This window comes from Rhizobium sp. CB3060, assembly GCF_025200735.1.
GTDB lineage: Bacteria > Pseudomonadota > Alphaproteobacteria > Rhizobiales > Rhizobiaceae > Rhizobium.
Window position 1 is genome coordinate 2,460,177 of record NZ_CP104158.1, and the last position, 24,629, is coordinate 2,484,805.

At 60.6% G+C, this 24,629-nt stretch carries 22 protein-coding genes; 6 read left to right on the plus strand and 16 right to left on the minus strand.

What is annotated here, in order from left to right; translation table 11 throughout:
* Window positions 1-18 precede the first annotated feature (18 nt).
* Window positions 19-408: a RidA family protein gene (locus tag N2601_RS11985; RefSeq protein WP_104825181.1), complete on the minus strand. Its 390-nt coding sequence runs from the start codon at window positions 406-408 to the stop codon at window positions 19-21.
* A 112-nt stretch (window positions 409-520) separates the two neighbouring features.
* Window positions 521-1,417, minus strand: a complete 897-nt coding sequence (locus N2601_RS11990) for a DMT family transporter (RefSeq protein ID WP_104824046.1) — start codon at window positions 1,415-1,417, stop codon at window positions 521-523.
* A gap of 199 nt (window positions 1,418-1,616) precedes the next feature.
* Here N2601_RS11990 and N2601_RS11995 point away from each other — a divergent pair, with 199 nt between their 5' ends.
* Window positions 1,617-2,054 (plus strand): hypothetical protein, encoded by a 438-nt coding sequence (locus tag N2601_RS11995; RefSeq protein ID WP_260303098.1) that lies wholly within the window; start codon window positions 1,617-1,619, stop codon window positions 2,052-2,054.
* Between the two features lie 31 nt (window positions 2,055-2,085).
* On the opposite strand, the gene N2601_RS12000 is transcribed toward N2601_RS11995, so the two are convergent.
* Complete coding sequence (locus N2601_RS12000) at window positions 2,086-2,703, minus strand: alpha/beta hydrolase (protein ID WP_260303099.1); 618 nt, start codon at window positions 2,701-2,703, stop codon at window positions 2,086-2,088.
* Window positions 2,704-2,716: 13 nt separating this feature from the next.
* A complete protein-coding gene (locus tag N2601_RS12005) occupies window positions 2,717-3,649 on the minus strand; it encodes a VOC family protein (protein ID WP_260303100.1) in 933 nt (310 codons plus the stop codon).
* Between the two features lie 232 nt (window positions 3,650-3,881).
* On the opposite strand from N2601_RS12005, the gene N2601_RS12010 reads away from it, so the two are divergent.
* Both N2601_RS12010 and N2601_RS12015 read left to right on the plus strand, forming a co-directional pair.
* Complete coding sequence (locus N2601_RS12010) at window positions 3,882-4,136, plus strand: type II toxin-antitoxin system Phd/YefM family antitoxin (protein WP_260303101.1); 255 nt, start codon at window positions 3,882-3,884, stop codon at window positions 4,134-4,136.
* Complete coding sequence (locus tag N2601_RS12015) at window positions 4,136-4,546, plus strand: type II toxin-antitoxin system VapC family toxin (protein ID WP_260303102.1); 411 nt, start codon at window positions 4,136-4,138, stop codon at window positions 4,544-4,546. The genes N2601_RS12010 and N2601_RS12015 overlap by 1 nt, the downstream gene beginning before the upstream one ends.
* Here the strand turns inward: N2601_RS12015 and ung are convergent.
* From ung to N2601_RS12035, 4 genes are all read right to left on the minus strand, one after another.
* Complete coding sequence (gene ung / locus N2601_RS12020) at window positions 4,540-5,241, minus strand: uracil-DNA glycosylase (RefSeq protein ID WP_260303103.1); 702 nt, start codon at window positions 5,239-5,241, stop codon at window positions 4,540-4,542. The genes N2601_RS12015 and ung overlap by 7 nt on opposite strands.
* Before the next feature lie 89 nt (window positions 5,242-5,330).
* Window positions 5,331-5,945, minus strand: coding sequence for an inner membrane-spanning protein YciB (locus tag N2601_RS12025; protein ID WP_260303104.1), 615 nt, complete (start codon window positions 5,943-5,945; stop codon window positions 5,331-5,333).
* A gap of 114 nt (window positions 5,946-6,059) precedes the next feature.
* Window positions 6,060-8,507: a GcvT family protein gene (locus tag N2601_RS12030; RefSeq protein WP_260303105.1), complete on the minus strand. Its 2,448-nt coding sequence runs from the start codon at window positions 8,505-8,507 to the stop codon at window positions 6,060-6,062.
* Window positions 8,508-8,516: 9 nt separating this feature from the next.
* Complete coding sequence (locus N2601_RS12035; RefSeq protein ID WP_104824055.1) at window positions 8,517-9,395, minus strand: choline kinase family protein; 879 nt, start codon at window positions 9,393-9,395, stop codon at window positions 8,517-8,519.
* A gap of 333 nt (window positions 9,396-9,728) precedes the next feature.
* On the opposite strand from N2601_RS12035, the gene N2601_RS12040 reads away from it, so the two are divergent.
* Window positions 9,729-10,538, plus strand: a complete 810-nt coding sequence (locus tag N2601_RS12040; protein WP_104824056.1) for a DeoR/GlpR family DNA-binding transcription regulator — start codon at window positions 9,729-9,731, stop codon at window positions 10,536-10,538.
* A 63-nt stretch (window positions 10,539-10,601) separates the two neighbouring features.
* On the opposite strand, the gene N2601_RS12045 is transcribed toward N2601_RS12040, so the two are convergent.
* Window positions 10,602-11,483, minus strand: coding sequence for a LysR substrate-binding domain-containing protein (locus tag N2601_RS12045; RefSeq protein WP_104824057.1), 882 nt, complete (start codon window positions 11,481-11,483; stop codon window positions 10,602-10,604).
* Between the two features lie 116 nt (window positions 11,484-11,599).
* Between N2601_RS12045 and N2601_RS12050 the strand changes: the two genes are divergently transcribed.
* A complete protein-coding gene (locus N2601_RS12050) occupies window positions 11,600-12,622 on the plus strand; it encodes a YeiH family protein (protein ID WP_104824058.1) in 1,023 nt (340 codons plus the stop codon).
* On the opposite strand, the gene N2601_RS12055 is transcribed toward N2601_RS12050, so the two are convergent.
* The 6 genes from N2601_RS12055 to N2601_RS12080 form a co-directional block, all read right to left on the minus strand.
* On the minus strand, window positions 12,585-14,423 hold the full coding sequence (locus N2601_RS12055; RefSeq protein ID WP_104824059.1) for a putative bifunctional diguanylate cyclase/phosphodiesterase: 1,839 nt from the start codon (window positions 14,421-14,423) through the stop codon (window positions 12,585-12,587). The genes N2601_RS12050 and N2601_RS12055 overlap by 38 nt on opposite strands.
* Window positions 14,424-14,562: 139 nt before the next feature.
* On the minus strand, window positions 14,563-16,347 hold the full coding sequence (locus tag N2601_RS12060; protein WP_104825182.1) for an IlvD/Edd family dehydratase: 1,785 nt from the start codon (window positions 16,345-16,347) through the stop codon (window positions 14,563-14,565).
* Between the two features lie 7 nt (window positions 16,348-16,354).
* Window positions 16,355-17,239, minus strand: a complete 885-nt coding sequence (locus N2601_RS12065; protein WP_104824060.1) for an NAD(P)-dependent oxidoreductase — start codon at window positions 17,237-17,239, stop codon at window positions 16,355-16,357.
* A 207-nt stretch (window positions 17,240-17,446) separates the two neighbouring features.
* Window positions 17,447-20,644: an efflux RND transporter permease subunit gene (locus N2601_RS12070; protein ID WP_260303106.1), complete on the minus strand. Its 3,198-nt coding sequence runs from the start codon at window positions 20,642-20,644 to the stop codon at window positions 17,447-17,449.
* A gap of 126 nt (window positions 20,645-20,770) precedes the next feature.
* On the minus strand, window positions 20,771-21,961 hold the full coding sequence (locus tag N2601_RS12075; RefSeq protein ID WP_104824062.1) for an efflux RND transporter periplasmic adaptor subunit: 1,191 nt from the start codon (window positions 21,959-21,961) through the stop codon (window positions 20,771-20,773).
* Between the two features lie 79 nt (window positions 21,962-22,040).
* On the minus strand, window positions 22,041-22,853 hold the full coding sequence (locus N2601_RS12080) for an alpha/beta hydrolase fold domain-containing protein (RefSeq protein WP_104824063.1): 813 nt from the start codon (window positions 22,851-22,853) through the stop codon (window positions 22,041-22,043).
* A 231-nt stretch (window positions 22,854-23,084) separates the two neighbouring features.
* Between N2601_RS12080 and N2601_RS12085 the strand changes: the two genes are divergently transcribed.
* Window positions 23,085-23,996 (plus strand): LysR family transcriptional regulator, encoded by a 912-nt coding sequence (locus N2601_RS12085; RefSeq protein ID WP_104824064.1) that lies wholly within the window; start codon window positions 23,085-23,087, stop codon window positions 23,994-23,996.
* A gap of 40 nt (window positions 23,997-24,036) precedes the next feature.
* Here the strand turns inward: N2601_RS12085 and N2601_RS12090 are convergent, their stop codons facing one another.
* Window positions 24,037-24,495: a carboxymuconolactone decarboxylase family protein gene (locus N2601_RS12090; RefSeq protein WP_104824065.1), complete on the minus strand. Its 459-nt coding sequence runs from the start codon at window positions 24,493-24,495 to the stop codon at window positions 24,037-24,039.
* Window positions 24,496-24,629 lie beyond the last annotated feature (134 nt).

The window sequence follows — 24,629 nt, forward strand, 5'->3', positions numbered from 1 at the left end:
TCGCAGCGAAGACACCACTCACATCACCTTCGCCGCGGTCACCTCGACCTCCACCAGAAACTCCGGCCGCGTAAACCCGTTGACGATGATCAGCGTCGAGGCCGGCTTCGGATCAAGCGTGTAGCGGTCGCGCACGGCCATATAGGCTGGGAAATCCTCGCGTTTGGTGACGAAGCCGGAAATGCGGATGACGTCGGCGAAGCTCATGCCCGCCTCCTCGAGGATCGCCTTGATCGCCTCGAAGCAGAGTTCCGCCTGGCTGGTGATGTCTGGTGGAATGCTGTCGTCGAGGGCAATTCCGAGTTGGCCGGAGGTGACCAGCAGGCTTGCGCCCGGCGGTACGAGCAGCCCGTGATTATAGTTGCCGAAGGGGCCGCGAACGGAGGGCGGGTTGAATGTTTTCTTCATCGGCATCGGTTCCCTATGGTCACGCCGATTTCAGCATTTCACCGTCAGCCGGGCAAGCCGCTTAGAGCATGTCGCGCAAAAGTGTGCAGCGGCTGCGATAACGACACGCGCTTTAGAGCGCTTGCGCCGGCTCTACCGCCCGGTTTCGCCGCACTTCCAGCAGGATATGTCCGAAGAGCGCGGCAAGCACGATCGGGCCGCCGATCAGCGTCGCCTGCGACGGCCGCTCGGCGAGGAACATCCAGACCCACAGCGGCGTCAGCGGCACTTCGAGCGATGTCAGCAGGCTGGCATCGGCTGCCGGTATCAACCGCGAACCGAAGGTATAAAGGCTAAGACCCATCGCGTTCTGGACGATGCCGAAGGCGATGATCAGGCCGAGATCATGTCCCGACACCATCGTCGGCGACGCGAACCAGAAGGTGATGAAGGAGCAGAGCCAGGCAGACAAGGCCATCGCCGGCAGCATTGGCACGTCCCGGTGCTGGCGCATGACGACGGCGAGACCGGCAACTGTGAACGTCATGACGCCGGCCAGGACCTTGCCGAGCCAACCACCGCTGCCAACCGCCTCACCGGAGAGCATGACGATCACGCCGAGGAGTGCCACGGCGCTGGCGACGAGCGTCGCCATGCTTGGACGCTCCTTGATGAAGACATAGGCGACGCCGGCGGTAACGAAGGGCACCGTCGCATAGATGACCATCGCATCGGCGACGGAGGTGTAATAGATCGAGCCGATGCCGCTGATCATGGAGGCGGTGGAAAACACCGTTGCTGCCAGCGACGGCCAACGCATGGAGCGAAGAATGCGCCAGGCCCTGCCGCGCTCGATATAGAAAAACAGCGTAAAGACGCCGAGGCCGGAGACGATGCCCCGACAGAAGAGGATGGTCATCAGATCGGCGTGAATCAAGCGCACGAACAGACCGGACGTCGACCAGGCCAGCGCCGAAAACGCCACATAGATCACACCCAGCCGATATTGCTGCTGCTCCGCCAGCGTCACGACGAATCCTCCCCCAACCTTTTAGGCTTCGACTATTAGCGAGCGCCGGGAGAGCCTACAAGCGAAGCCAGCGGCGCATGATGTCGTTGGTGCAAGAAGTTGCAGAACCGCCACGCCTGCCCAGCCCAAACCAGCTTCCCAGTCTTGCAGATATTCCGGATGCGTTTAGGGTACCAAATATTCGGCAGAGGGAGAATCAATGCAGCTACTGCTGGCAGGCTTGTTTGCATGCGGCTGTGTGAGCTTGGTCGACGGCCCGCTATGGCCGCGTGCCGAAAGCTACATCGATACGACGATGGACTGCAGCCGAAGCGCCGATCCAGGCAATTGCCAGCACGCGCGGGATACGTGGAAGACCGAATATGACGCCGCGACCGCCGGACAGTATCAGAGCCAGCGAAATGTCGCGTTCTGCCTGAGCACAGGCTGCGACAATGCTGTTCAGCCCGACAAGATGCTCGGCTGCGCCTGGCGCATCGTCATCGTGAATTCGAGACACGCGGAACTGGACAACACCGACACCGTGAATCTCAAGCAGTTCTGCGGGTCCACTTATATCGATCAAGCCGGACGGCACGCAGCCGAAGCGCAGGCGCAGAGAATGGTGGAACTCATCGGAAAAGGACTGGGCGCGTAGCGGCCGATAGTCGCCACGCGCCCGATTTCATTTACATTTCAGCATATGGCGCGAAGAAACCTCGGATCGCCTCGATCTCGTTCTGGCGGATATCATGGCCGCCTAGATGCCAATCGAGCGTCACCTCGGCCTTCTGCCGCGTGAAATAATCCGCCAGCGCTTTGGTCACCGGCGCCGGCGAGATCGGGTCGCGTTCACCGGCGGTGATCAACACCCGGCGGCCGTCGAGCCTGGCATTGTCGCGCGGCTGGAACGGAATGAGCGGATGCATCAGCACGGCGGCGTCGAAGAGATCGCCATGCTCGATCAGCACATTGGCGAGAATATTCGCGCCATTGGAGAAACCGAGGCCAAGCACCTGCGAGGCACCGTGGTCGACCGCCAGGCTTTTGACATAGGCCGCCATCTTTTCCGTTGCGCGGGCAAGGTCCGCCATGTCGTAGACGCCCTCGCCCGTGCGCCGGAAAAAGCGCGCCGCACCATGTTCCGAAACATCGCCACGCGGCGAGACGATGGTCGCTTCCGGCAGCAGGCGGCTGCCGAAATCGAAGAACTGGTTCTCGTCACCGCCCGTACCGTGGAAGGTGAATAGAATAGGTTTGCCAGGTGCACCGGGCTTTACCCGGTGCACATAAGTCGTATCCGTCATGATTCCCCCCGCATTAAGCATCCAGCGGTTCGAGATGCTGCTCGAGCAGCGCCCGCAGATGAGCGTGCTGTTCCGGCAGCTTCAGTGCCTCGCCAAGATGGGCCGTATCTTCGTCACGATTGAAACCAGGTTCGTTCGTGGCGACCTCGAATAGCACGCCGCCTGGCGTGCGAAAATAGATCGCCCAGAAGTAGTCACGATCGATGACGGGCGTCACCTGATATCCCGTGTCCAACAGCGCCTTGCGTACTTCGAGCTGCTTTGCGCGGTTTTCGACGGCAAAGGCGACGTGGTGGACCGAGCCCGCACCGGGAAGCGCGCGGCCGATGTTCGGCATGGTTTCAAGATCGACAAAATCGGCACCATTGCCGCCGGGAATGGCGAGCCGCTTGACGCCTTCATGCGTGTCGACCACTTCATAGCCCATATATTTCAACAGCTCAGCCGTGGCGCCCTCGTCCCGCAGCCGCATGGCGACGGAATGAAAGCCTCTGATGGCATGCTCGGCATCGACGCCGCCATGCGTCCAGGGCTCACGACGATCGTCCTTGACCTCGACAAGCGCGAAACCGTCGCCATCCGGGCCGGCGAAATGGAGGCGCTTCTGGCCGAAGGACTCATCGACCTTCAGAGCCTCGACGCCCTGCTTGCCAAGCCGGTCCGTCCAATAGCCGATCGCGCCTTCCGGAACGGAGAAAACCGTATTGCCGACTTCGCCGGTGCCCGGACGGCCGCGAGCCATCTTCGGGAACGGGAAATAGGTCATGATCGTACCGGGCGTGCCGATCTCGTCACCGTAATACAGGTGATAGACATCGGGTGCGTCGAAATTGACCGTCTTCTTGACGCGGCGCAGACCGAGCGTATCCGTAAAGAACTTGTTGTTGGTGCGGGCATCTTCGGCCATCGAGGTAACGTGGTGAAGACCCTTGATCTGATTGAGCATCTCTAACCCCTTGTCTCGCCCGCAACGGCAGGCGTTTCTCATGAGCAGAAGATGGTCCCAGAGGCCGCTTTTCGATAGCCCCCAATAGCCAAACGGATTGTCTCCGATTGTTGAACGATAAATTGCGATCGTTCAATGAAGCCGCTTTGCTCAATGTCCAGCCTGTAGCCTATTGCCTAAGGCGAGCACGCATACTAACTTAATCTAGACAGTCTAGCCAGGAGATCGGTCGATGGATTGGCCATTGCAAGACGCCAAGAATCAATTCTCGAAAGTCGTGCAGAAGGCACGCAGCGAAGGTCCGCAAACTGTGACACTGCGCGGCGAGCGCGCGGCCGTTGTTCTCTCCGCGGAAGACTATGACGCCTTGCGCGCGGGAAAGCCGAGCCTGGTGGACGATCTGCTATCGGGGCCAGCCTGGGATGATGAACTGGCCGACGCGGTGATAACGCGAGACAAGACCCCAAGCCGGGATGTCGCCTTCTGATGTATCTGATCGATACCAATATCATTTCTGAAGCGCGTCGCGGCACTATCGAAGCGATATCCTGGCTGCGCATAGCCGACCCATCGACCGTCTATCTCAGCGTCATCACACTCGGCGAAGTCATGCGCGGGATCGCCCTTAAGCGAAGGACCGATCCACGCGCCGCCGCACATCTGGAAGAATGGCTGCGCAAGCTTCGCCACGATCACAGCGGCCGCATCCTGCCCATCACGGACCAAATCGCCGTCGAATGGGGCCGCATCTCCGCGCTGCGCCCTCGCGGCGATGCCGACGGGCTGATCGCGGCCACTGCAATCGTCCATGATCTGATTATCGTTACGCGCAATGTCAGCGATTTTGACGATGCCGGCGTGTCGGTGATCAATCCTTGGGATCAGGCATCTTACTGACGGCCCGGATCACTCGGCAGGGACCAGTCGATCGGATCCTTGCCATGCTCGGCAAGATAGGCATTCGCCTTGGAGAAATGCCGGCAGCCGAGGAAGCCGTTATGGGCCGAAAGCGGCGACGGATGCGCGGCTTTCAGCACGAGATGCCGCTCTGTATCGACGAAGGCAGCCTTCTTCTGCGCATAGGAGCCCCAAAGCATGAAGACCACGCCGTCGCATTCGTCGTTGACGCGGCGGATGACGGCATCGGTGAAGCGCTCCCAGCCCTTGCCCTGATGCGAGGCGGCTTGGGATTCCTCGACCGTGAGCACGCTGTTGAGCAGAAGCACGCCCTGCTTCGCCCAGCTTTCGAGAAAGCCATGACGCGCCGGCGGGATGCCGAGATCGGTCTCCAGTTCCTTGTAGATATTGACCAGCGACGGCGGGATACGTACGCCGGGGCGAACGCTGAAGCAAAGCCCATGCGCCTGGCCGATGCCATGATAGGGGTCCTGCCCAAGGATCACGACCTGCACTTCATCGAGCGGTGTCAGGTCCAAGGCTCGAAAATATTCGCTGCCCAGCGGAAAGATCACCTTGCCGCGCTGTTTCTCTTCGACGAGAAAGGATTTGAGCTGCTGCATATAGGGGCTGACAAATTCCTGCGACAGCGCCTCTTTCCAGCTTTCCTCCAGCTTGATGCCCGCTTCCGCCATCGTCTCTTGCCTCCATCCTTTGTCAGCATGTCGATTGAGGATGAAAGGGACGGCGTGTCAAGGAAAGGACTTCCATTAGGGTAGGCAGATCACAGCTTTCCGGCGGTGGACGTCGCCAGAGACGGCGATTGCATTCTCTCCCCCGTCGAGATCAGCAAGGCTTCGCGTTCGGCCTCAGGCATGGCACGTACTCGTCGCCTCACCGTGAGGCGGATCGCAGCAAATCCGGCCAGCATCAGCACCACTTTGCTGCCGATCCCGAAGGCCGGCATGACGACCGCCCATATGGATAGATCAAAGGCGATGGCAACGAACATATTGAGCGCAGCGGACAGGAACATCAGGCCAGCCCAGGCAAAGCCCACATAAATAGCGACATCGGGCGCGACTGTGCGGGCGATAGCCGGCAGATACCGATTCATCCAGCCCGGCTTAAGCATCGCCACGCCGACAATCGAGTAGATAATGCTCGGCTTGAATAGCGCGAAACGCGGATCGCCCGTCAGCAGCGTTGCCGCGCCCGCAGCAATGACCAGAAGGAGGCTCAGCCACTCCATGGTATCGATTGGCTTCCGTCGGAGGTATTGAATCCCGATTTGGGCAAGGCCAAACGCTATCGCCGAGCAAGCCGAAAGGGTCGCATTATGCGTGAGGGAAAGCAGAACGACGAAAAATAGGCTGGAGGCCAAATCGGCGAGCAGCAATCTGACCGCATCGAAAAAGCTTTTCACCGCACTTCGGCCCTTGTCGCGACTTCTGTAAGGGTCATAAAGCCACCAGCTATCGCCATCAAGAGATGGCACTCAATCTTTCCGTAATCACCCCTTAACCCGCGCCATCTGCGGATCATAGAGCGGCTCCAATGAAACCTGGCAAGGCACACGGCGTTGGGCAACGTCCAGCTCATATCGGCCGCCAAGCACGAAATCCTCGGTCACGCCATCCGGATCGCGGATATAGCCGTAGCCGATCGGCTTGCCGATCGTGTGGCCATAGCCGCCGCTCGACAACCAACCGACACGCTGGCCGTCACGATAGATCGTTTCGCGGCCAAGCAGCACGGTTTCCGGATCATCAGGCACGAAGCAGGCGAACAGCTTCTTCACCCCCGAAGCCAATTGCCGCTCGATGGCCTCCCGGCCGCGGAAGGCGATATTCTTTTTCATCTTCACCGCCCAGCTCAACCCGGCCTCGACCGGTGTGTGGTCGGGGCCGATGTCGGAGCCCCAGGCGCGATAGCCCTTTTCCAGCCGGCAACTTTCGATCGCGCGGTAGCCGGCATTGACGAGCCCATGGTTGCGACCGGCGGCCATCAGCGTATCGTAGACCGTGGCCGCATATTCCACCGGCACATGCAGCTCGTAGCCAAGCTCGCCGACATAGGTCATGCGCAGCGCTCGCACCGGGCAGCCGGCAATGCCGATGGTCTTCACCCGCAGGAAAGGAAACGCGGCGTTCGAAACATCGTTCGAGGTGACGGATTCCAGCACTCTGCGCGAATGCGGTCCCATCAACGACAGCACGGAATAGGCGGAGGTGACATCCACCAGTTCGGCATGCATGTCGGCCGGAATATTCCGGGCGATCCAGTCGAAATCATGCGTGGCAAAGCCTGTGCCTGTCGTGATGTAGAATTCGTTCTCGGCGACGCGCGCCACGGTGACATCGCATTCGATGCCGCCCCTGTCATTCAGCATCTGCGTATAGGTCAGGGCGCCGACCGGCTTGGCGACGTCGTTGGAGGCGATCCACGAGATCGCCGCTTCGGCGTCTCGTCCCTTCAGCACGAATTTTGCAAAAGACGTCTGATCGAAGATCACGGCTGCCTCGCGCACCGCTCGGTGCTCGCGACCGACCGCATCGAACCAGTTCTGGCGGCCATAGGTATAGATATCCTTCGGCTCCTCGCCGGCAAAAAGATCGGCAAACCAGTTTGGCCGTTCCCAGCCGAGCTTTTCGCCGAAACAAGCGCCTTGCGCCTTCAACCGGTCGTAGAGCGGCGACTTGCGGCAAGGGCGACCGCTTGAATGCTCTTCGAACGGCCAGGCCATGGTGTAATGCTTGCCATAGGCCTCGAGCGTGCGGGTGCGCACCCAATCCGTATCGAAATGCGGGCGGCCGAAGCGCCTGATGTCGACGGGCCAGAGATCGTAGGGCGGCTCGCCCTTCGCGACCCACTCGGCGAGCGCCATGCCGGCCCCGCCGGCCGACGCGATGCCGAAGGCGTTGAAGCCGGCGCCGACGAAGAAGTTCCGGAGTTCCGGCGCTTCTCCGAGGATGAAATTGCCGTCGGGCGTAAAGCTCTCAGGCCCGTTCAGAAGCTGCTTGATGCCCGCCGTCTGCAGCGCCGGCACACGCATCAGGGCCTGCTCCATGATCTGCTCGAAGTGATTGAAATTGCTGTCGAGCAGCGTGTAGTGAAACTCCTTGGGAATGCCGTCGACCGCCCAGGGGATCGGATTGGGTTCATAACCGCCCATCACCAACCCGCCGACCTCCTCCTTGTAATAGGTCAACCTGTCGGGATCGCGCAGCGTCGGCAGGTTGGAGGGGACCCCGAAGGATTCGGTGATGAGATACTGGTGCTCGACGGAGACGAGCGGCACGTTGACACCGAAGCGCGCCGCAAAGCTCCGTGTCCACTGCCCGGCGCAGACCACGACACGCTCACATTCGATGCGGCCCTTGTCGGTGATAACGGCACGAATCCTGCCCTTGTCGATCTCCAGATCGAGAACTTCGGTATCCTCGAAAATCGAAACGCCGGCCATGCGGGCGCCCTTCGCCAGCGCCTGGGTGATATCGGAGGGATTGGCCTGCCCGTCGGTCGGCAGATAGGCGGCACCGACGAGATCGTCTGTATCCATCAGCGGCCAGAGATCGAAGGCCTCCTTAGGCGTCAGCAGATGCATCTGCAGCCCGAAGGATTGCGCCGTCGTTGCCTGCCGCTTCACCTCCGTCCAGCGTTCCTCATTGCAGGCGAGGCGCAGGCCGCCGTTCATCTTCCAGCCGGTAGCAAGCCCGGTCTCGGCCTCCAGCCTCCTGTAAAGATCGACGGAATAGCCGAGCATCTGCGTGATATTGGCGCTGGTCCGCAATTGTCCGACAAGACCGGCCGCATGGAACGTAGTTCCCGAGGTCAGCTTCTTTCGCTCCAGCAAGACCGTGTCTGTCAAGCCGAGCTTGGCAAGGTGATAGGCTGTTGAACAGCCGACGATCCCTCCGCCGATGACGACCGCCTTTGCTGTATGTGGCAGTTCCCTCATCGCATCACCTCAAGAATTCCGGAATGATTGATAGGCACGTTGAAATCGCGCCAGATTTTCGCTCGTATAGGCTGAATAATCGAAATCGATATGGGAATGGATTTCGGAAACCATGCTCCACATCGTCTCGCGCAACAGCGAAGCGCATTTCATCGCCTGGTAGCGCCGACACAGATCCTCGCTCACCGGCGCCTCGAAATAGGCCTCCAACATCGCCGTTTCCTGGCGTTCGGAGAATTCATTGTTGGAGGCAAGCCCCCCGAGATCGAAGAGCGGCGTGTTGAATCCCGCATAATCCCAATCGATCAGCCAGAGCCTTGTCCCATCGTCGAGAAAATTGCCGGCCAGCAGATCATTGTGGCCGAAAGCGATGTCAAAAGGCCCAGCAGCCTGCTCCAATCGCTCGGCAATTTCGAGGAAGGAAGGCAGCAATGCTTCATGCCGGCTGCCGCCTTCTTTGAGAACGGCGGCATAGTCGCGCACGACATGAAAAACCCAGAAGATCATCGCGGCGCCACGAAAATGTTTCGCGACATTCTGGTGGCAGGAACGGACAAGCGGTACAATGCGCTCCAGCATCAAAGGGCCGCGAATATCCTCCGCTGCAAGCGGTTTTCCATCGATGTAGTCCAGCACAAGGATGCCTGGTTCATGGTGAATGACAGCAGGCGACAACCCCGCCGCATGCGCGGCCTTGCTCGCGGCCAGTTCGTTGGCGCGGCTGATATGGTGCACCGGAATGTCCGTCCCGAGCCGGACGACGAAACGTCGGCCGCTATCGGTGACCAGATAATTACGATTGGTGATGCCGCCCACGAGCGGAGCGATCTCGATCGATCCGCGCCAGATACCAAGAGCCTGGATCTTGTCTTCGGGCGTGACGACCATCCCTCCTCCAGCGCAATAATCGCGCGTCTTTTAGATGCAAAAGGTTCCTCACAAAAGGAGAACTGTCAAGAACTACCCACAAAATGAAACGCCCATTTGGTTTTTTGTTGGATTATGCGGGGAATAAGGTCTAATCCGTATTGGGCTATGGATATTTGCAACAGAAAGCTTCACCGTAAGTGAGATTTGACTTAAAAATTCAATCTCGAGGTGATTGGAACGAGATGACTTGCGTTTGAGTCGTTATCCCGCTCTAGATGTTTGATCAGGTATGGTCTTATCCGCAAGCCGCTTCGCACGTTTTGGGACCATGCCTTAGATAGGATCGATACCATGTCGGACATCTCGCAGGTGCCGCTTCATTCGAACCATCGGGAACGCGAGATCCTGGAGGAGCTTCGGCTCGCCGGCGGCGCAAGCCGCATTCAGTTTCTCGCCGAGCGGCTGGCGGTTTCGGAGGAGACCATCCGCCGCAATATCCGCAGCCTGGAGGCCAATGGTCTCGTCACCAAGGTTCATGGCGGTGTCCATATCAAGGACTCCATCATCGAGCAGCCGCTGCATTTCCGGATGAACGAGAATGCCGAGGCCAAACGCATGATCGCGGCCCGCGTCGCGGCAATGATCCAGAACGGCGATACGCTCTTCCTCGACATAGGTTCCACGACGGCCTTCATCGCCGTTGCGCTGCAGAAGCATCAAAACCTGTTCATCGTCACCAATGCCGTCTCGGTCGCCCATGCGCTTGCGACCCGCAACGGCAATCGCGTTTTCTTTGCCGGCGGCGAACTGCGCAGCCACGACGGCGGCGCCTTTGGCATGGAAGCGACCAACTTCCTGCGCCGCTTCAATGTTCGCCATGCCATATTGTCCGTGGGCGCCGTCAACGCCGTCTCCGGCTTCATGCTGCATGATCTGGAGGAGGCGGAATATTCCCGCGAAGCAGCGCGACGGGCCGAAAACCGCATCATCGTCGCCGACAGCGCCAAATTTGGGCGCAGCGCCCCAATCGTCATTGATGATCCCGGCATCTATGACATGATGGTCACCGACGAGCTGCCGCCTCCCGATATCCGTGCCATGCTCGACCGCAACGAGATCGACCTCGTCGTCGCCAGCCAGCGCCGGATGGAGCAGTTCTGACGAGAGCGGTTCAGCCTTCGCGATTCCCAATGGAAAAGCGCTTCCACTATTCGTGTTATTGCTTCAGCTCCGGCACATGGCCTCCAGGGTCAGCGCCGCCTTGCTGGCATGGCGCTCTTTGTGGCGCAGCAGACGGAAGCTGCGGACCGGCAGGTCGAAGGCCGCGCGCACCAGCAATCCCTGCTGTAGATAAGCCATGGCCGCCGCGCTGGAAATCGCCGCCGCGCTCTGCCCGGAGCAGACCGCCGACAGCACGGCCTCGTTCGACGGCAGCACCAGCGCCACACTGAGATCATGCGGTGAAGTGCCGAGCTTGATGATGGCGTTTTCAAATTCGGACCGCGTACCCGAACCTTCCTCCCGCATCACCCACGATGTACCGGTGTCAAGGTCGGCAACAGTCAGCCTCCGGCCATCGGCCCAGCGATGACTTGGCGGCACGACGATGACAAGCGCATCCTGCGCCACGACTTTCATCGACAGAACCGGCGCATCCACCTCCCCTTCGACAAAACCTAATTCAGCAGTGCCTTCGATGACCGCCTCGGTGACCGTACGCGTGTTGCCGATGGTCAAATCGAGCTCGATGCCGGGATAGTCGCGGTGAAAGCGCATCAGCACGGGCGGCAGCCAATAGCTAGCGATGGTCTGGCTGGCGCGCAGGCTGAGCCGGCCGCGCTGCAGTCCGCCGAGTTCGGAAAGCATGAGCTCTGCCGAACGCACGCGGGCCAGCGTCGCCTTCGCTTCGCCGAGAAAGGTCCGGCCGGTTTCCGTAAGCTCGATCCGCCGGCCGACACGATGAAACAGCTCGACGCCGTAATAGGCTTCGAGGTTCTTGATGGCCGCACTGACGGCAGACGGCGTCAGATGAATAGCCTCTGCCGCATGGGTCAGATGCTCCCGCTCGGCGACGGCGACGAAGATAGCGAGTTGCTCGAAAGTCATAGGAAATCATTCTAATTTATCGAATGAAACATAGGATAATATTCGATGGATGTCGACGTCAGGAGGTGAGACTTTCTCGTCATAGCAAAGTCTCTTTATCCGAATGGCGGTTCTGCATGCCCCTTTTCCACCGAGCCAATATGATCCTCCCGGGCCTTGCCCTGACGAGTACCGTCGCCCTTCTCGCCTATGCCGGCGAGCGCATCGAGATCGGTATTCTCGGCGGCAGATGGATCGAGAGCCTGGTGCTCGCCATTGCGCTCGGTATCGTCGTCTGCACCGTAAAGCCACTGAAACCCACCTTGCGCCCCGGGATCGATTTCAGCGCCAAGATCCTGCTGGAAATCGCCATTGTCCTGCTCGGCGCCTCGATCAGCCTCTCGGCGATCAGCGGCGCCGGTGTCTGGTTGATCGCCGGCATCGCCATCGTCGTCGTGCTGTCGATCGTAGCGACCTATGCGATCGGCCGGCTGCTTGGCCTGCCGCCGAAACTGGCGACGCTGATTGCCTGCGGCAACTCCATCTGCGGCAACTCGGCCATCGTTGCCGTTGCCCCGGTCATCGAGGCCGGCTCTGAAGAGATCGCCGCCGCCCTCGCCTTTACTGCCGTGCTCGGCATCGCCGCCGTCTTCCTGCTGCCGCTTCTCTATTTCCACGCCGGCATGAGCGTGCCGCAATATGGCGTGCTGGCGGGATTGACCGTCTATGCCGTGCCCCAGGTGCTTGCCGCCACCGCACCTGTCAGCATGCTTGCTGTGCAGACCGGCACCCTGGTCAAGCTGGTGCGCGTATTGATGCTCGGGCCCGTCATCTTCCTGCTCGGGATCATCACCAAGACCGAAACGGCGGGGATGGACGGCCGCACGGGCCACCGCCACTCGCTGGTTCCCTGGTTCATCTGCGGCTTTCTGGGACTGATGGCCCTACGCTCTTTCGGCCTGATCCCGGACGCACTGGTCGCGCCGATGGCCCTGACCTCCAACATCCTGACGGTGATTGCGATGGCCGCACTTGGCCTGTCGGTGAACATCCGCTCCGTTGCGCATGCCGGCGGCCGGGTGATTACGGCTGCTACGCTGTCGCTACTGACGCTCGGCGTCGTCAGCTATGGGCTGATTGCCGCCCTGCAAATCCAGTAGGCCCGGCATCGCCTTGGGAATTGCCCGAAGCCGGGTGCTGATCTGGCCTCTGTACCGATGTCAACAGCACCGCGATCTCGTTGCCCGGCGAGGGATAACCGATCGCATACCCCTGAAGTCCGTCACAACCGGCGCGCGCCAGGAGCCGCGCATGGTCCTCGGTTTCGACACCCTCGGCGATGACTTCGACGCTGAGCGCCCTCGCAATTTCCACGATCGAGCCAACAAGGCGGCGCTGTTCGTCCGAGACGGTAATTGCGGTCACCAACTGCCGGTCGATCTTCAGCCGCTTCGGTTTCAGCTTCACGAGGCCAATCAGTGAAGCATGGCCAGAGCCGAAATCGTCGATCTCGATCTCGATGCCCATCTGTTTGATCGCGTCGATATTGGCGAGCGTTTTGTCGTCGGGATCGTCGAGGAAGATCGTTTCGATCAGCTCGAAGGTGATGGTGTGAGGCGGTATGTTCAGAGCCCGCAGCCGTTCGATCAGGTTTGGATCGGCCAGGCGGCTCCCCGAGATGTTAACGGCAATGCGCGGCGGCGTCAGGCTCTGCATGGCCCAGTTGGCGCGGTCGAACAATACGCGGTTCAGGATGGCCGCATCGATCTCGGCCGTCAGCCCATATTCCTCGGCCACTTTGAGGAAACCTGCCGGCGCCAGCAGCCCCTTCTCCGGGTGCCACCATCGGGCCAGAGCTTCCAGCCCCACGATCCGTCGGCTGCGCGCGTCCACCTGGATTTGATAGAAGGGCACGATTTCGTGCCGTATCAGCGCCAGTCGCAATTCCTCTGCCAATTGCCGTTCGGCCTGCAGATCGGATTGCAGTTTCGGCGTGAAGAATTCGACGCGGTTTCGGCCGAATTTCTTTGCCTGATAGAGGGCGATGTCGGATTCCGCCAGTAGATTGCCGGCCTCGCCAACGACGCTCCAGGCTGCGCCTATCGAGGCGCCCACCGGCAGCATCTCATGATGGAAGCGGATGTCGCGCCGCAGCCGCCATAAAATATCCTCGGCAATGGTTTTGAGGTCGTCGGCACCATCGATGTCGACCAGCACCACGACGAATTCATCGCCGCCAATGCGGGCGACCATGTCTTTAGCCGTAATCGACCCGGAAATCCGTACCGCCGCATTCTGCAGCGTCACGTCACCGGCTGCGTGCCCCCATTTGTCATTGATCTGCTTGAAGCAGTCGAGATCGATGTGGAGGACGGCCAGCGTCTTGACCGCCGGATCGGCGCGCAGCTCCGCCAAGCGGCGATCGAAGTAGCGACGGTTGGGGAGGCCGGTAAGATAGTCGTGGTCGGCGGCATGTTCGATGCGGGCGCGGCTCTGCTCCAGCGCGATTGCGCGGGCTTCCGCGACCGCCTTCTGATTGGTAAGCTCGCGGTTAAGCAGGACATCGGCCGTGACATCCCACTCCGCGCCGATGAAGGACGGCTCGCCGTCAGGCCCCTCATAGAAATGGGCGCGCGAGCGCAGATAACGTATCTCTCCTTCGGGCAGGATGATGCGAAATTGCGAGTTGTAGAAACCCTTTTCCGCAGTGGCTGCCTCGAACTCGGCGATTGCCCGCTCGACATCGTCGGGATGAAGAGCGTTCAGCCAGACCGCCGAGGACACTTTGCGATCGGTGGCGCCGGTCTGGTAGAGCTTGTGCATCTGCAGATCCCAGAGGATTTCCTCCTGGTTCAGGCTATGCTCCCAGACGCCGATTTGAGACGTCTCCAGTGCCAATTCCAACCTCCTCAAGAGGTCTTGGAACTCCTGTTCGGATCGCCCTGACACCGTCTCTTCCACCGAGTTCGAACCCCTCCTGATATATGGAAAGTTTGCAAGATTTCGGCGGCATCTTTGCACCAGTGCCTTTAGCGATATTTAATAGGCCCTCAATAGTTGCGGGCTTTTGCCCGCAACTCCCGTCGCAATCCATTTGTGGTTAATGATTGTGGCGCGGCGGATTGGCCGCGAGGTCACGGAAATCGGCAGCGCCATCGAGCACCGCGCCATCGGAAAGTTGCGTGACCGAACGGCGATAGATGCGCTGCCACGGCGTCGCGTCCGGCGGAACCGCCGGAATGCCGTCACCCTTGCGCCGCTCGATTTCCGCCTCGTCGACAAGCATGTCACAGCGGCCCTGATTGAAATCAATGCGAATGGTGTCGCCAGTCCTGAGCCATGCCAGGCCACCGCCAGCGGCACTTTCCGGTGAGGCGTTGAGGATCGACGGGCTGTCGGCGGTCCCAGATTGGCGGCCGTCACCGATCGTCGGCAGGCTGCGGATGCCCCGCTTCAGCAACGCATCCGGCGGCTGCATGTTGACCACCTCGGCAGAGCCCGGCCAACCGATCGGCCCTGCCCCGCGAATGACGAGGATCGTATTCTCATCGATACCGAGATCCGCATCGTTGATGCGCTTGTGATAGTCCTCTGATCCGTCGAACACTACCGCCCTGCCTTCGAATACGCCCTTCCTGCCCGGCTCCTGCAGATAGCGGCTGCGGAAATCCTCCGAAACGACGCTCATCTTCATGATAGCAAAATCGAAGAGATTGCCCTTCAGCACCAGGAATCCCGCCCGCTCCTTCAGTGGCTCAGCGAAAGGACGGATAACCTCGCGGTCCGTCGCTTCCCTCCCCTTCAGGTTCTCCGCCATGGTCTTACCGGTGACGGTCGGACAGTCGCCATCGAGCTTGCCCGCCTGCAGCAGCTCCCACATGATCGCCGGCACGCCGCCGGCGCGATGAAAACGCTCGCCCAGGTAGGCGCCTGCGGGCTGCACATTGGCCAGCAGCGGAATGTCGAAGCCGTGCACCTGCCAGTCCTCGGGATGAAGCTCGACGCCCGCATGCTTCGCCATGGCCGCAAGATGCGGTTGCGCATTGGTCGAACCGCCGATGGCAGAATTCACGCGGATGGCATTGAGGAAGGCCTGACGCGTCAGCACGTCCGAAGGCTTGATGTCGGCGAGAACCAGCTCGACCGCACGCCTTCCGGTGCGGTAAGCCATCTGGCCGCGCTCGCGGTAGGCGCCGGGAATGGCGGCACAGCCGGTCAGCGACATCCCAAGCGCTTCCGCCATGGCATTCATGGTCGAAGCAGTTCCCATGGTATTGCAATGGCCGATCGAGGGCGCCGAGGCGAGCGACGCCTCCATGAATTCCTCTTCGTCGATCTCGCCCGCCGCCAGCTTGCGGCGCGACCGCCAGATCACCGTGCCGGAGCCCGCAAGCTCGCCCTCATGCCAGCCGTCGAGCATGGGGCCGCCGGACAGGACGATAGCCGGAATATTGACGGTCGAAGCCGCCATCAGCGCCGATGGCGTGGTCTTGTCGCAACCGGTCGTCAGCACAACGCCATCGAGCGGATAGCCATAAAGCACCTCGACAAGGCCGAGATAGGCAAGATTGCGGTCAAGCGCCGCGGTCGGGCGCTTGCAATTCTCGAAGATCGGATGGGTCGGGAATTCGATCGGAATGCCGCCGGCATCGCGAATGCCGTCGCGGACACGCTTGGCGAGATCGAGGTGATGACGGTTGCAAGGCGTCAAGTCGCTACCGCTCTGGGCGATGCCGATGATCGGCTTGCCGGAGCGTAGCTCCTCGGGCGTGATGCCATAATTCATGAAGCGCTCGAGATAGAGCGCGGTCATGTCGATATGATCCGGATTGTCGAACCAGTCCTGCGAACGCAGGCGGCGTTTGGAGATACCCTTGTCGGTCATGTCTTCCTCAAGTCTTTCCTCGAGCATTCTTGTCTTCGAGATACTGCAGCAAGCCGCTGTGATCGCTTTCACCGCCGCCCTGCTCCACGAATTCGGCAAACTCCGCCCTGACGGCTTCGGTCAACGGCAGATGCAGCGACAGGCTTTGAGCGGCGGCGAGAACGGCATCGAGGTCTTTCAGTTGGTTGCGCGACGTGCCGCCGGGTATGAAATTACGCTCGATCATGCGCTGGCCGTGCAGCTCCAGAATCCGGCTTTCGGCAAAGCCGCCGCGAATGGCGGTGCGAAACGCCTCGGGCGAACCGCCGCCGGCTTCGACCAGCAGCATGGCTTCCGCAATCGCGCCGATGGTGACCGCAACGATCTGCTGGTTCCCGAGCTTGGCAAGCTGGCCGGCGCCGCTGGGTCCCACACGGGTGACGCGGCCGAGCGGGGCCAGCACATCGCGGACGCTATCGATGACGTCGGCGTCACCGCCCGCCATGATCGCCAGCGTCCCGGCGGCCGCGCCGACCACGCCGCCGGAGACCGGGGCGTCGATATGATGAACGCCACGCTCAGCCAACTTTTCGGCATTCTCGCGGGCGAGCGGCGGCGGGATGGAGCTATTGTCGACCACGACGGCACCGGGCTCCAATGCTTCAGCGACACCGCTTCCGAACAGGACCTCACTGACCGCGCCGGCATTGGTCAGCATGGTGAACAAGACAGTGGCGCCCTTGGCCGCCTCCACCGCCGTCGCGGCGACTGTCGCACCATCGGCCGCCAATGCGTCCGCCTTGCTTCGGTCACGGTTCCAGACGGTGACGGCAAAACCGGCAGCGAGCAGCCGTCGCGCCATCGGGGCTCCCATCAATCCGGTCCCGAGAAAAGCTATCTTCCGATCGGTCATGCAAGGCGTCCTTCACTTTGCCTGACTGTTTGATAGACCCATGGCATCCGCATGCAAACGAAATTGGCAGGCCGGAACTAAATCTTCGAAAAACAAATTGGCCGAAATGGAAAATATCGAACCGACGTGAAATAAAAAAAGGGGCGAGACCTTGCGGTCTCGCCCACGACATATCGGGCACTGGGGGTACTGTCCGACACGATATTCCTATTCGGCGGCGATCGGGAGAACCTCTGCCGAATGGTTGTTGTCGTTATGGTGATGCTGCTTCAGCGGACGGTTGCCCGTCAGCCTGCGGATCAGCACGTAAAACACCGGCGTCATGAAGATGCCGAAGAACGTGACGCCGATCATGCCTGAGAACACCGCAACCCCCATAGCAGCGCGCATCTCGGCGCCGGCGCCCGTCGAGGTGACCAACGGCACGACACCCATGATGAAGGCCATGGAGGTCATCAGGATCGGGCGCAGACGCAGACGGCTGGCTTCGACAGCGGCCTGAACCGGGGTGCGGCCCTCGAATTCCAGCTCGCGGGCGAATTCCACGATCAGGATCGCGTTCTTCGCCGACAAGCCCACCAACACCATCAAGCCGATCTGCGTGAAGATGTTATTGTCGCCCCCGATCAGCCAGACACCCGTCAACGCGGCGAGCACACCCATCGGCACGATCATGACGATCGCGAGCGGCAGGCTGACGCTTTCATACTGGGCTGCCAGCACGAGATAAACGAGCAACAGAGCCAGCGGGAAGATGATGACGCCCGAGCTGCCGGCCAGGATCTGCTGGTAGGTCAGGTCCGTCCATTCGAAGCCAATGCCCTTGGGCAGCGTTTCGTTGGCGATGCGCTCCACGGCAGCCTGGGCCTGGCCTGACGAGAAGCCCGGCGCCGGACCGCCGTTGATATCGGCGGCAAGGAAGCCGTTGTAACGCGTCGTCCGCTCCGGACCGGTGCTGGCCTCGACCTTCAACAGCGCCGACAGCGGGATCATCTGGCCCGATGCCGAACGAACCTTCAACTGGCCGATATCGCTTGCGTGAGCGCGGAACTTGGCGTCCGCCTGGACGCGCACGCTATAAGTACGGCCGAAAGCATTGAAGTCGTTGACATAGAGCGAACCCAGATAGATCTGCAGCGTGTCGAAGACATCGGTCACCGAGACACCCAGTTGCTCAGCCTTGGCGCGATCGAGATCGGCAAAGAGCTGCGGCACGTTGATCTGGTAGCTGGAGAACAGCCCGGTAAGTTCCGGCGCCTGATAGGCCTTGGCGAGGAACGCCTTGTTGGCCTCATCGAGCGCCTGGTAGCCGAGACCCGCTCGATCCTCGATCTGCATCTTGAAACCGCCGGTCGTGCCGAGGCCCTGGACGGGCGGCGGCGGGAACATGGCGATGAAGGCATCCTGGATCGCGCCGAACTTCTGGTTCAACTGCATGGCGATGGCGCCGCCTGACAGGTTCGGCGTCGTGCGCTCCTCAAACGCTTTCAAGGTCACGAAGACGATGCCGGCGTTGGACGAGTTGGTGAAGCCGTTGATCGACAGGCCCGGGAAGGCGATCGCATGTTCGACGCCCGGCTGCTGCATGGCGATGTCGCTCATCCGGTGAATGACGTCATCCGTGCGGTCGAGGGTGGCACCGTCAGGCAACTGCGCAAAGCCGATGAGGTACTGCTTGTCCTGCTGTGGCACGAAGCCGCCGGGAACGGCCTGGAACAGATAGTAGGTCGCGCCGATCAGCGCGATATAGACCACCATCACCAGGCTCTTCAGCGACAGGATGCCGCCGACGCCCTTGCCGTAGGCATTCGATCCGCGGTGGAACACCTTATTGAAGCCGCGGAAGAACCAGCCGAACAACACATCCATCACGCGCGTCAGCAGATCCTTCGGCGCATGATGATCCTTCAACAGCATGGCCGCCAACGCCGGAGACAGCGTCAGCGAGTTGAAGGCGGAAATCACGGTCGAGATGGCGATCGTCAGCGCGAACTGGCGATAGAACTGGCCCGACAGACCGGAGATGAAGGCGAGCGGCACGAAGACGGCGACCAGCACCAAGGCAATCGCAATGATCGGGCCGGAGACTTCCTTCATGGCACGATAGGTCGCATCGCGTGGACTGAGGCCGTTTTCGATATTTCGCTCGACGTTTTCGACGACCACGATGGCGTCGTCCACGACAATACCGATCGCCAGCACCAACCCGAAGAGGCTGAGCGCGTTGATCGAAAAGCCGAAGACATACATCACCGCGAAAGTGCCGATGATCGAGACAGGAACGGCGATCAACGGAATGATCGACGCGCGCCAGGTCTGCAGGAACAGGATGACGACGACCACGACGAGCGCGATGGCTTCGAGCAGCGTATGAACGACCTTGTCGATCGAAGCGCGTACGAACTGTGTGGTATCGTAGACGATCTCATACTTGACGCCATCGGGCATCGCCGTCTGCAGCTCGTTCATGGTCTTGATGACCTCGTCCGAGATGGTGATGGCGTTCGAACCCGGAGCCTGGAAGACCGGCACGGCAACTGCGGGCTTGCCGTCGAGCAGCGAGCGCAGCGAATAATCCGATGCACCGAGCTCGACGCGAGCGACGTCGCGCAGACGCGTAATTTCACCGTTGGTGCCGCTCTTGACGATGATGTTGCCGAATTCTTCCGGCGTCGTCAGGCGGCCCTGGGCGTTGACGGAGAGCTGGACGTCGAGACCGGGAACGCTGGGCGAAGCACCGATGATGCCGGCTGCGGCCTGGACGTTCTGCTGGCGGATGGCGGTGGCGATGTCGCTCGCAGCCAGATCACGTTCGGCGGCCTTTTGCGGATCGACCCAGACGCGCATCGAATAGTCGCCCGAACCGAACACCTGAACCTGACCGACGCCTTCGATACGGGCAAGCCGGTCCTTGATGTTCAGCGTGGCGTAGTTACGCAGATAAGTGATGTCATAGCGATTGTCCGGTGAGATGAGGTTGACCACCATCATCAAATCCGGCGAACTTTTGACAGTAGTGATGCCGAGGTCGCGAACGTCCTGCGGCAATCGTGGCTCGGCCTGCGAGACGCGGTTTTGCACCAGTTGCTGCGCCTTGTCCGGATCGGTGCCGAGCTTGAAGGTGACGGTCAGCGTCAGAAGACCGTCCGATGTCGCCTGGCTGTTCATATAGAGCATGCCGTCGACGCCGTTGATCTGCTCTTCCAATGGCGTTGCCACGGTTTCGGCAATGACCTTCGGGTTGGCGCCCGGATATTGCGCGGTGACGACGATCGACGGCGGCACGACTTCCGGATATTCCGAAATCGGCAGCAGCTTCATGCCGATCAGGCCGGCGACCAGAATAAGGACCGACAGAACTCCGGCAAACACCGGACGGTCGACGAAAAATCTTGAGATGTTCATGGCAGAACCCTCTCCAGGGGTAAACGCAAGGACACGAAGTCCAGGCCCGTCGGCGATATGCCGCGAGCATTTCAAAATCAGGGCATTGCATGATCGCCGGGAGACTCGGCCTCCCGGCGAAATCGATTACTGAGCGGCGGCGACTTTTTCTTCCGGCTTCGGATCGACCACGGCGCCCGGGCGAACCCGTTGCAGGCCGTTGACGATGACCCGATCACCGGCATTCAGCCCAGATTCGACGATGCGCTGGCCATCGGCCGTGTCGCCGAGGCTGATCTGGCGATAGACCACCTTGTTGTCGCCATCGACCACGAAGACGAACTTCTTGTCCTGATCGGTGCCGATCGCCCGCTCGCTGACGACCAGCTTGCTCTCGGCCTTCGGCTGGCCCATGCGCACGCGCACGAACTGACCCGGGATGAGACGCCCGCCGGGATTGTCGAAGACAGCGCGTACGGTGACAGTGCCGCTTGCCGCATCGACTTCATTGTCGATCAGTTGCAGCTTGCCGTTGATCGGCGTGCCGCTGTCATTGGCGGTGCCGATCTGCACGGGGATCTGTTCGACCGGCGGAACCGCGCCATTCGTCGTCGGGAGTTGAGCAAGCGCCTGGGTAACAGTCTGTTCGCTCGCATTGAAGCTGGCGTAGATCGGATCGACAGAGACGAGCGTCGTCAGCGCCGGCGAAGCGGAGCCGGCAGCAACGAGGTTGCCGACGGTCACTTCGATCTTACCGACGCGACCGGCGATCGGGGCGCGAACCTCGGTATAGTCGAGGTTCAACTGCGCAGTCTGCAGCGCGGCTTGCGCCGCCTTCAGATTGGCATCGGCCTCGGCGTAGTTGCTGGCGCGCGTGTCCATGTCGCTCTGCGAAATCGTCTTGTTATCGGAGAGCTTCTGGCCACGGTCGACTTCGACCTTGGCGAGATCCAGCTTGGCCTTGGCTGCGCCAACTTCCGCCTGCGCCTGGGCGACGGCCGCCTCATAGGGTGCCTGGTCGATCGTCACCAGCAGGTCGCCCTGCTTGACCAGCGCGCCTTCGCGGAAGTGCACCGACTCGATGGCGCCGGCCACACGCGGACGGACTTCCACACGGTCGATAGCTTCGAGCCGGCCGGAAAACTCCTGCCAGGTCGTGATGTCGCGTGCCTCGACGGCGGCGACGGTGACGGGGATCGCAGGCTTTGCAGCCGGGGCGGCCGTCTCGGTCGCCTGAGCGCCGCGGGGCAAATCCAGATAGAACGCCGCGCCTGCAACGGCCGCAGCAATACCCATGCCAGCGCCCCATAGGGCCCAGCGCTTACCGTTGGACTTCATGTTAGTCTCTCCTGTTGATCCCGGCTTGGGGCACGGGATCGAAAATGCCTATCGGCTCGACATCATCAGACTTAGCCGATCAAGTCTGCACATCCTCGACAAACTGCCTGAAACTACAGCAAACATCCTGCTGCCATGACGGCTTATCCTTAGACTGCCCGCCATAGATGGTGGGCCAGCCCGTCCCGGCGGGAAGGACTTGCTGGCGAACACGGACGCCGGCCCCTTTCAGGCGGCTGCCGTATTCCATGCCCTCGTCGCGGAGCGGGTCGTCCTCGGCCGTGAGCACCAATGCCGGCGCGAGGCCCGAAAGCCGCGAACAGTATCGAGGCGCCGCATAGGGGTGACAGACGCCGCCCAGAAAACCCAGGTAACGGTTCCAACCCTCAGTCCAACGCTCGCGCATGCCGCTTTCCTCCGCCTGGAGGAAAGATTTCGATCCCATGAAGGGATCAAGCAGCGGCGATATCAACACCTGTCCGTCCAGCGAACCGGGCATCTGGTCGCGCGCCTTTAAAGCCACTCCCGCTGCAACATTGCCACCCGATTCTTCACCGGCGACAAAGAGCAGCGATTTTTTCGCCCCGCCCAGCGCAAGCATGTTCCGCTTATTGCCGAGATAGGCGAGAATCCCGTAGGCGCACTCCAGCACCTGCGGAAAGGCATTTTGATTGCCGCTGGTGTAATCGGCAGCAACCACGATCGCACCGGCTTCAGCAAGACTTGCAGCCACCGGTCGGTCAATCGCATGCTCGGTATCGATAAAGGCGCCACCATGCAGGTAAAGCACGATGGGTGCCGCCTTCTTCATACCTTCGCCGTTGTAGATCCGCGCTGCGACCGGCCCGGTGGGCACGTTTTCCAGCATCACATCTTTCCACGGCGCGCTCATGGACCCATATCCTCATCTGTTCGATTGAACATGATTTTTCCGAAAACCGTGTCACACGTTCCAGGATCACGTTCTGAGTTACGCGGCCCAAGCGCCCCATGCCGCGTTGCAACAATCACATCCACAACATATTGTTATTCCGTTCTGAGAATAAGTGGCCTATATTCGATCAGACTATTCACCAGAACAAACAATCGACCTTTTTCGTTTTTGGTCGAAGGGCGCCTTAAGATGGACCAGCTATCAGCGATGCGGGCTTTCGCACGCGTGGTGGAGACGGGCAATTTCACCCGCGCCGCCACGACCCTCTCTATGCCGAAGGCGACGGTAACGACGCTCATCCAGTCGCTCGAGGCGCATTTGCACACCAAGTTGCTGAACCGCACGACTCGCCGCGTGATGGTGACGACAGACGGAGCACTCTATTACGAGCGCGCCATTCAGATCCTCTCCGAAATCGAGGAGCTGGATGGCAGCATCAGCAATTCGCAAAGCCTGCCGAGCGGCCGCCTGCGCGTCGAAATGGCGGGGGCTTTCGCTGACAACATCGTCATGCCGGCGCTTTGCGATTTTCATCAGCGCTATCCGGACATCCGCATCGACCTCGGCGTCGGCGACCGGCTGGTGGATTATCTGGCGGAGAATGTGGACTGTGCCCTGCGTGCAGGCATGCCGAGCGATCAGTCGCTGATTGCCCGGCGCGTCGGAGAGATACATCTCATCACCTGTGCTGCTCCTCGCTACATCGCAAAATTCGGCATGCCCGAACGGCCGGAAGAGCTGGAAAGCAACCACTATGCCGTCAGCTATTTCCGTGCACAGACCGGTCGAACGGTTCCGTTCGAATTCCAACGCGGCAATGAATCGCTGGAGATCAGCCCGCGCTACATCCTCTCGGTCAATGATAGCCGCAGCTACATCAACGCCGCACTGACCGGTCTCGGCATCGCCCAGGCGCCGGCCTTCATGGTTCGTGACGCGCTCGCCAAGGGCGATCTCATCCCCATCCTCCCCGGCTGGACCCACGCCCCTGTGCCGTTGCACATCGTCTATCCTCCGAACCGGCATCTCAGCAACAAGGTGCGCGTGTTCGTCGACTGGCTGGCAAAACTGCTGGTGACGTCGAAGGTTGGAGCGGTTTAACGACCTTCTCCCCGGCGGGGAGAAGGTGATGCTGGTGCTATCAGCTCCAGGAGGCTCCTGCCGGATGCCGGACCGTCGCGTTCAGCCGGTTCCAAACATTGTCCACGGCAACCGAGATGATCAAAGCGGATAGCGCTTTTTCGTCATAATATTTGGCTGCTTCATTCCAGACTTCATCGCTCACCGCGTCCGGCCGGTCGGCAAGCCGGGTCATCGCTTCGCCAAGCGCAAGGGCGGCACGTTCGGCATCGGTGAAATAGGGCATTTCGCGCCAAGCAGAAACGCCGACGATGCGCTCGATCTTTTCGCCTTCCTTCTGCAGCTTACGGAAACCCATGTCGGTGCAGACGCTGCAACCATTGATCTGGCTGACACGCAGATGCACGAGATCCATGGTGTTCTCAGACACGCCGCGATCCTTGATCGAGGCGCTGACCGCCAAGAGAGCTTGCAGGGTTTCAGGCAGGATGACGGCGGGGTTCTTCATGCGGGCTTGCATCATTCTCTCCTTGAGGTGTTTTCAGGTGAACCCAACATGGGCCTGATCTTGACGACACGGCTCCATGTCGATCCTTTGTCACGTCGGCTGGGTTTCGTTCGTCATGGGCATGACGGAGCACACACAAGGAATGT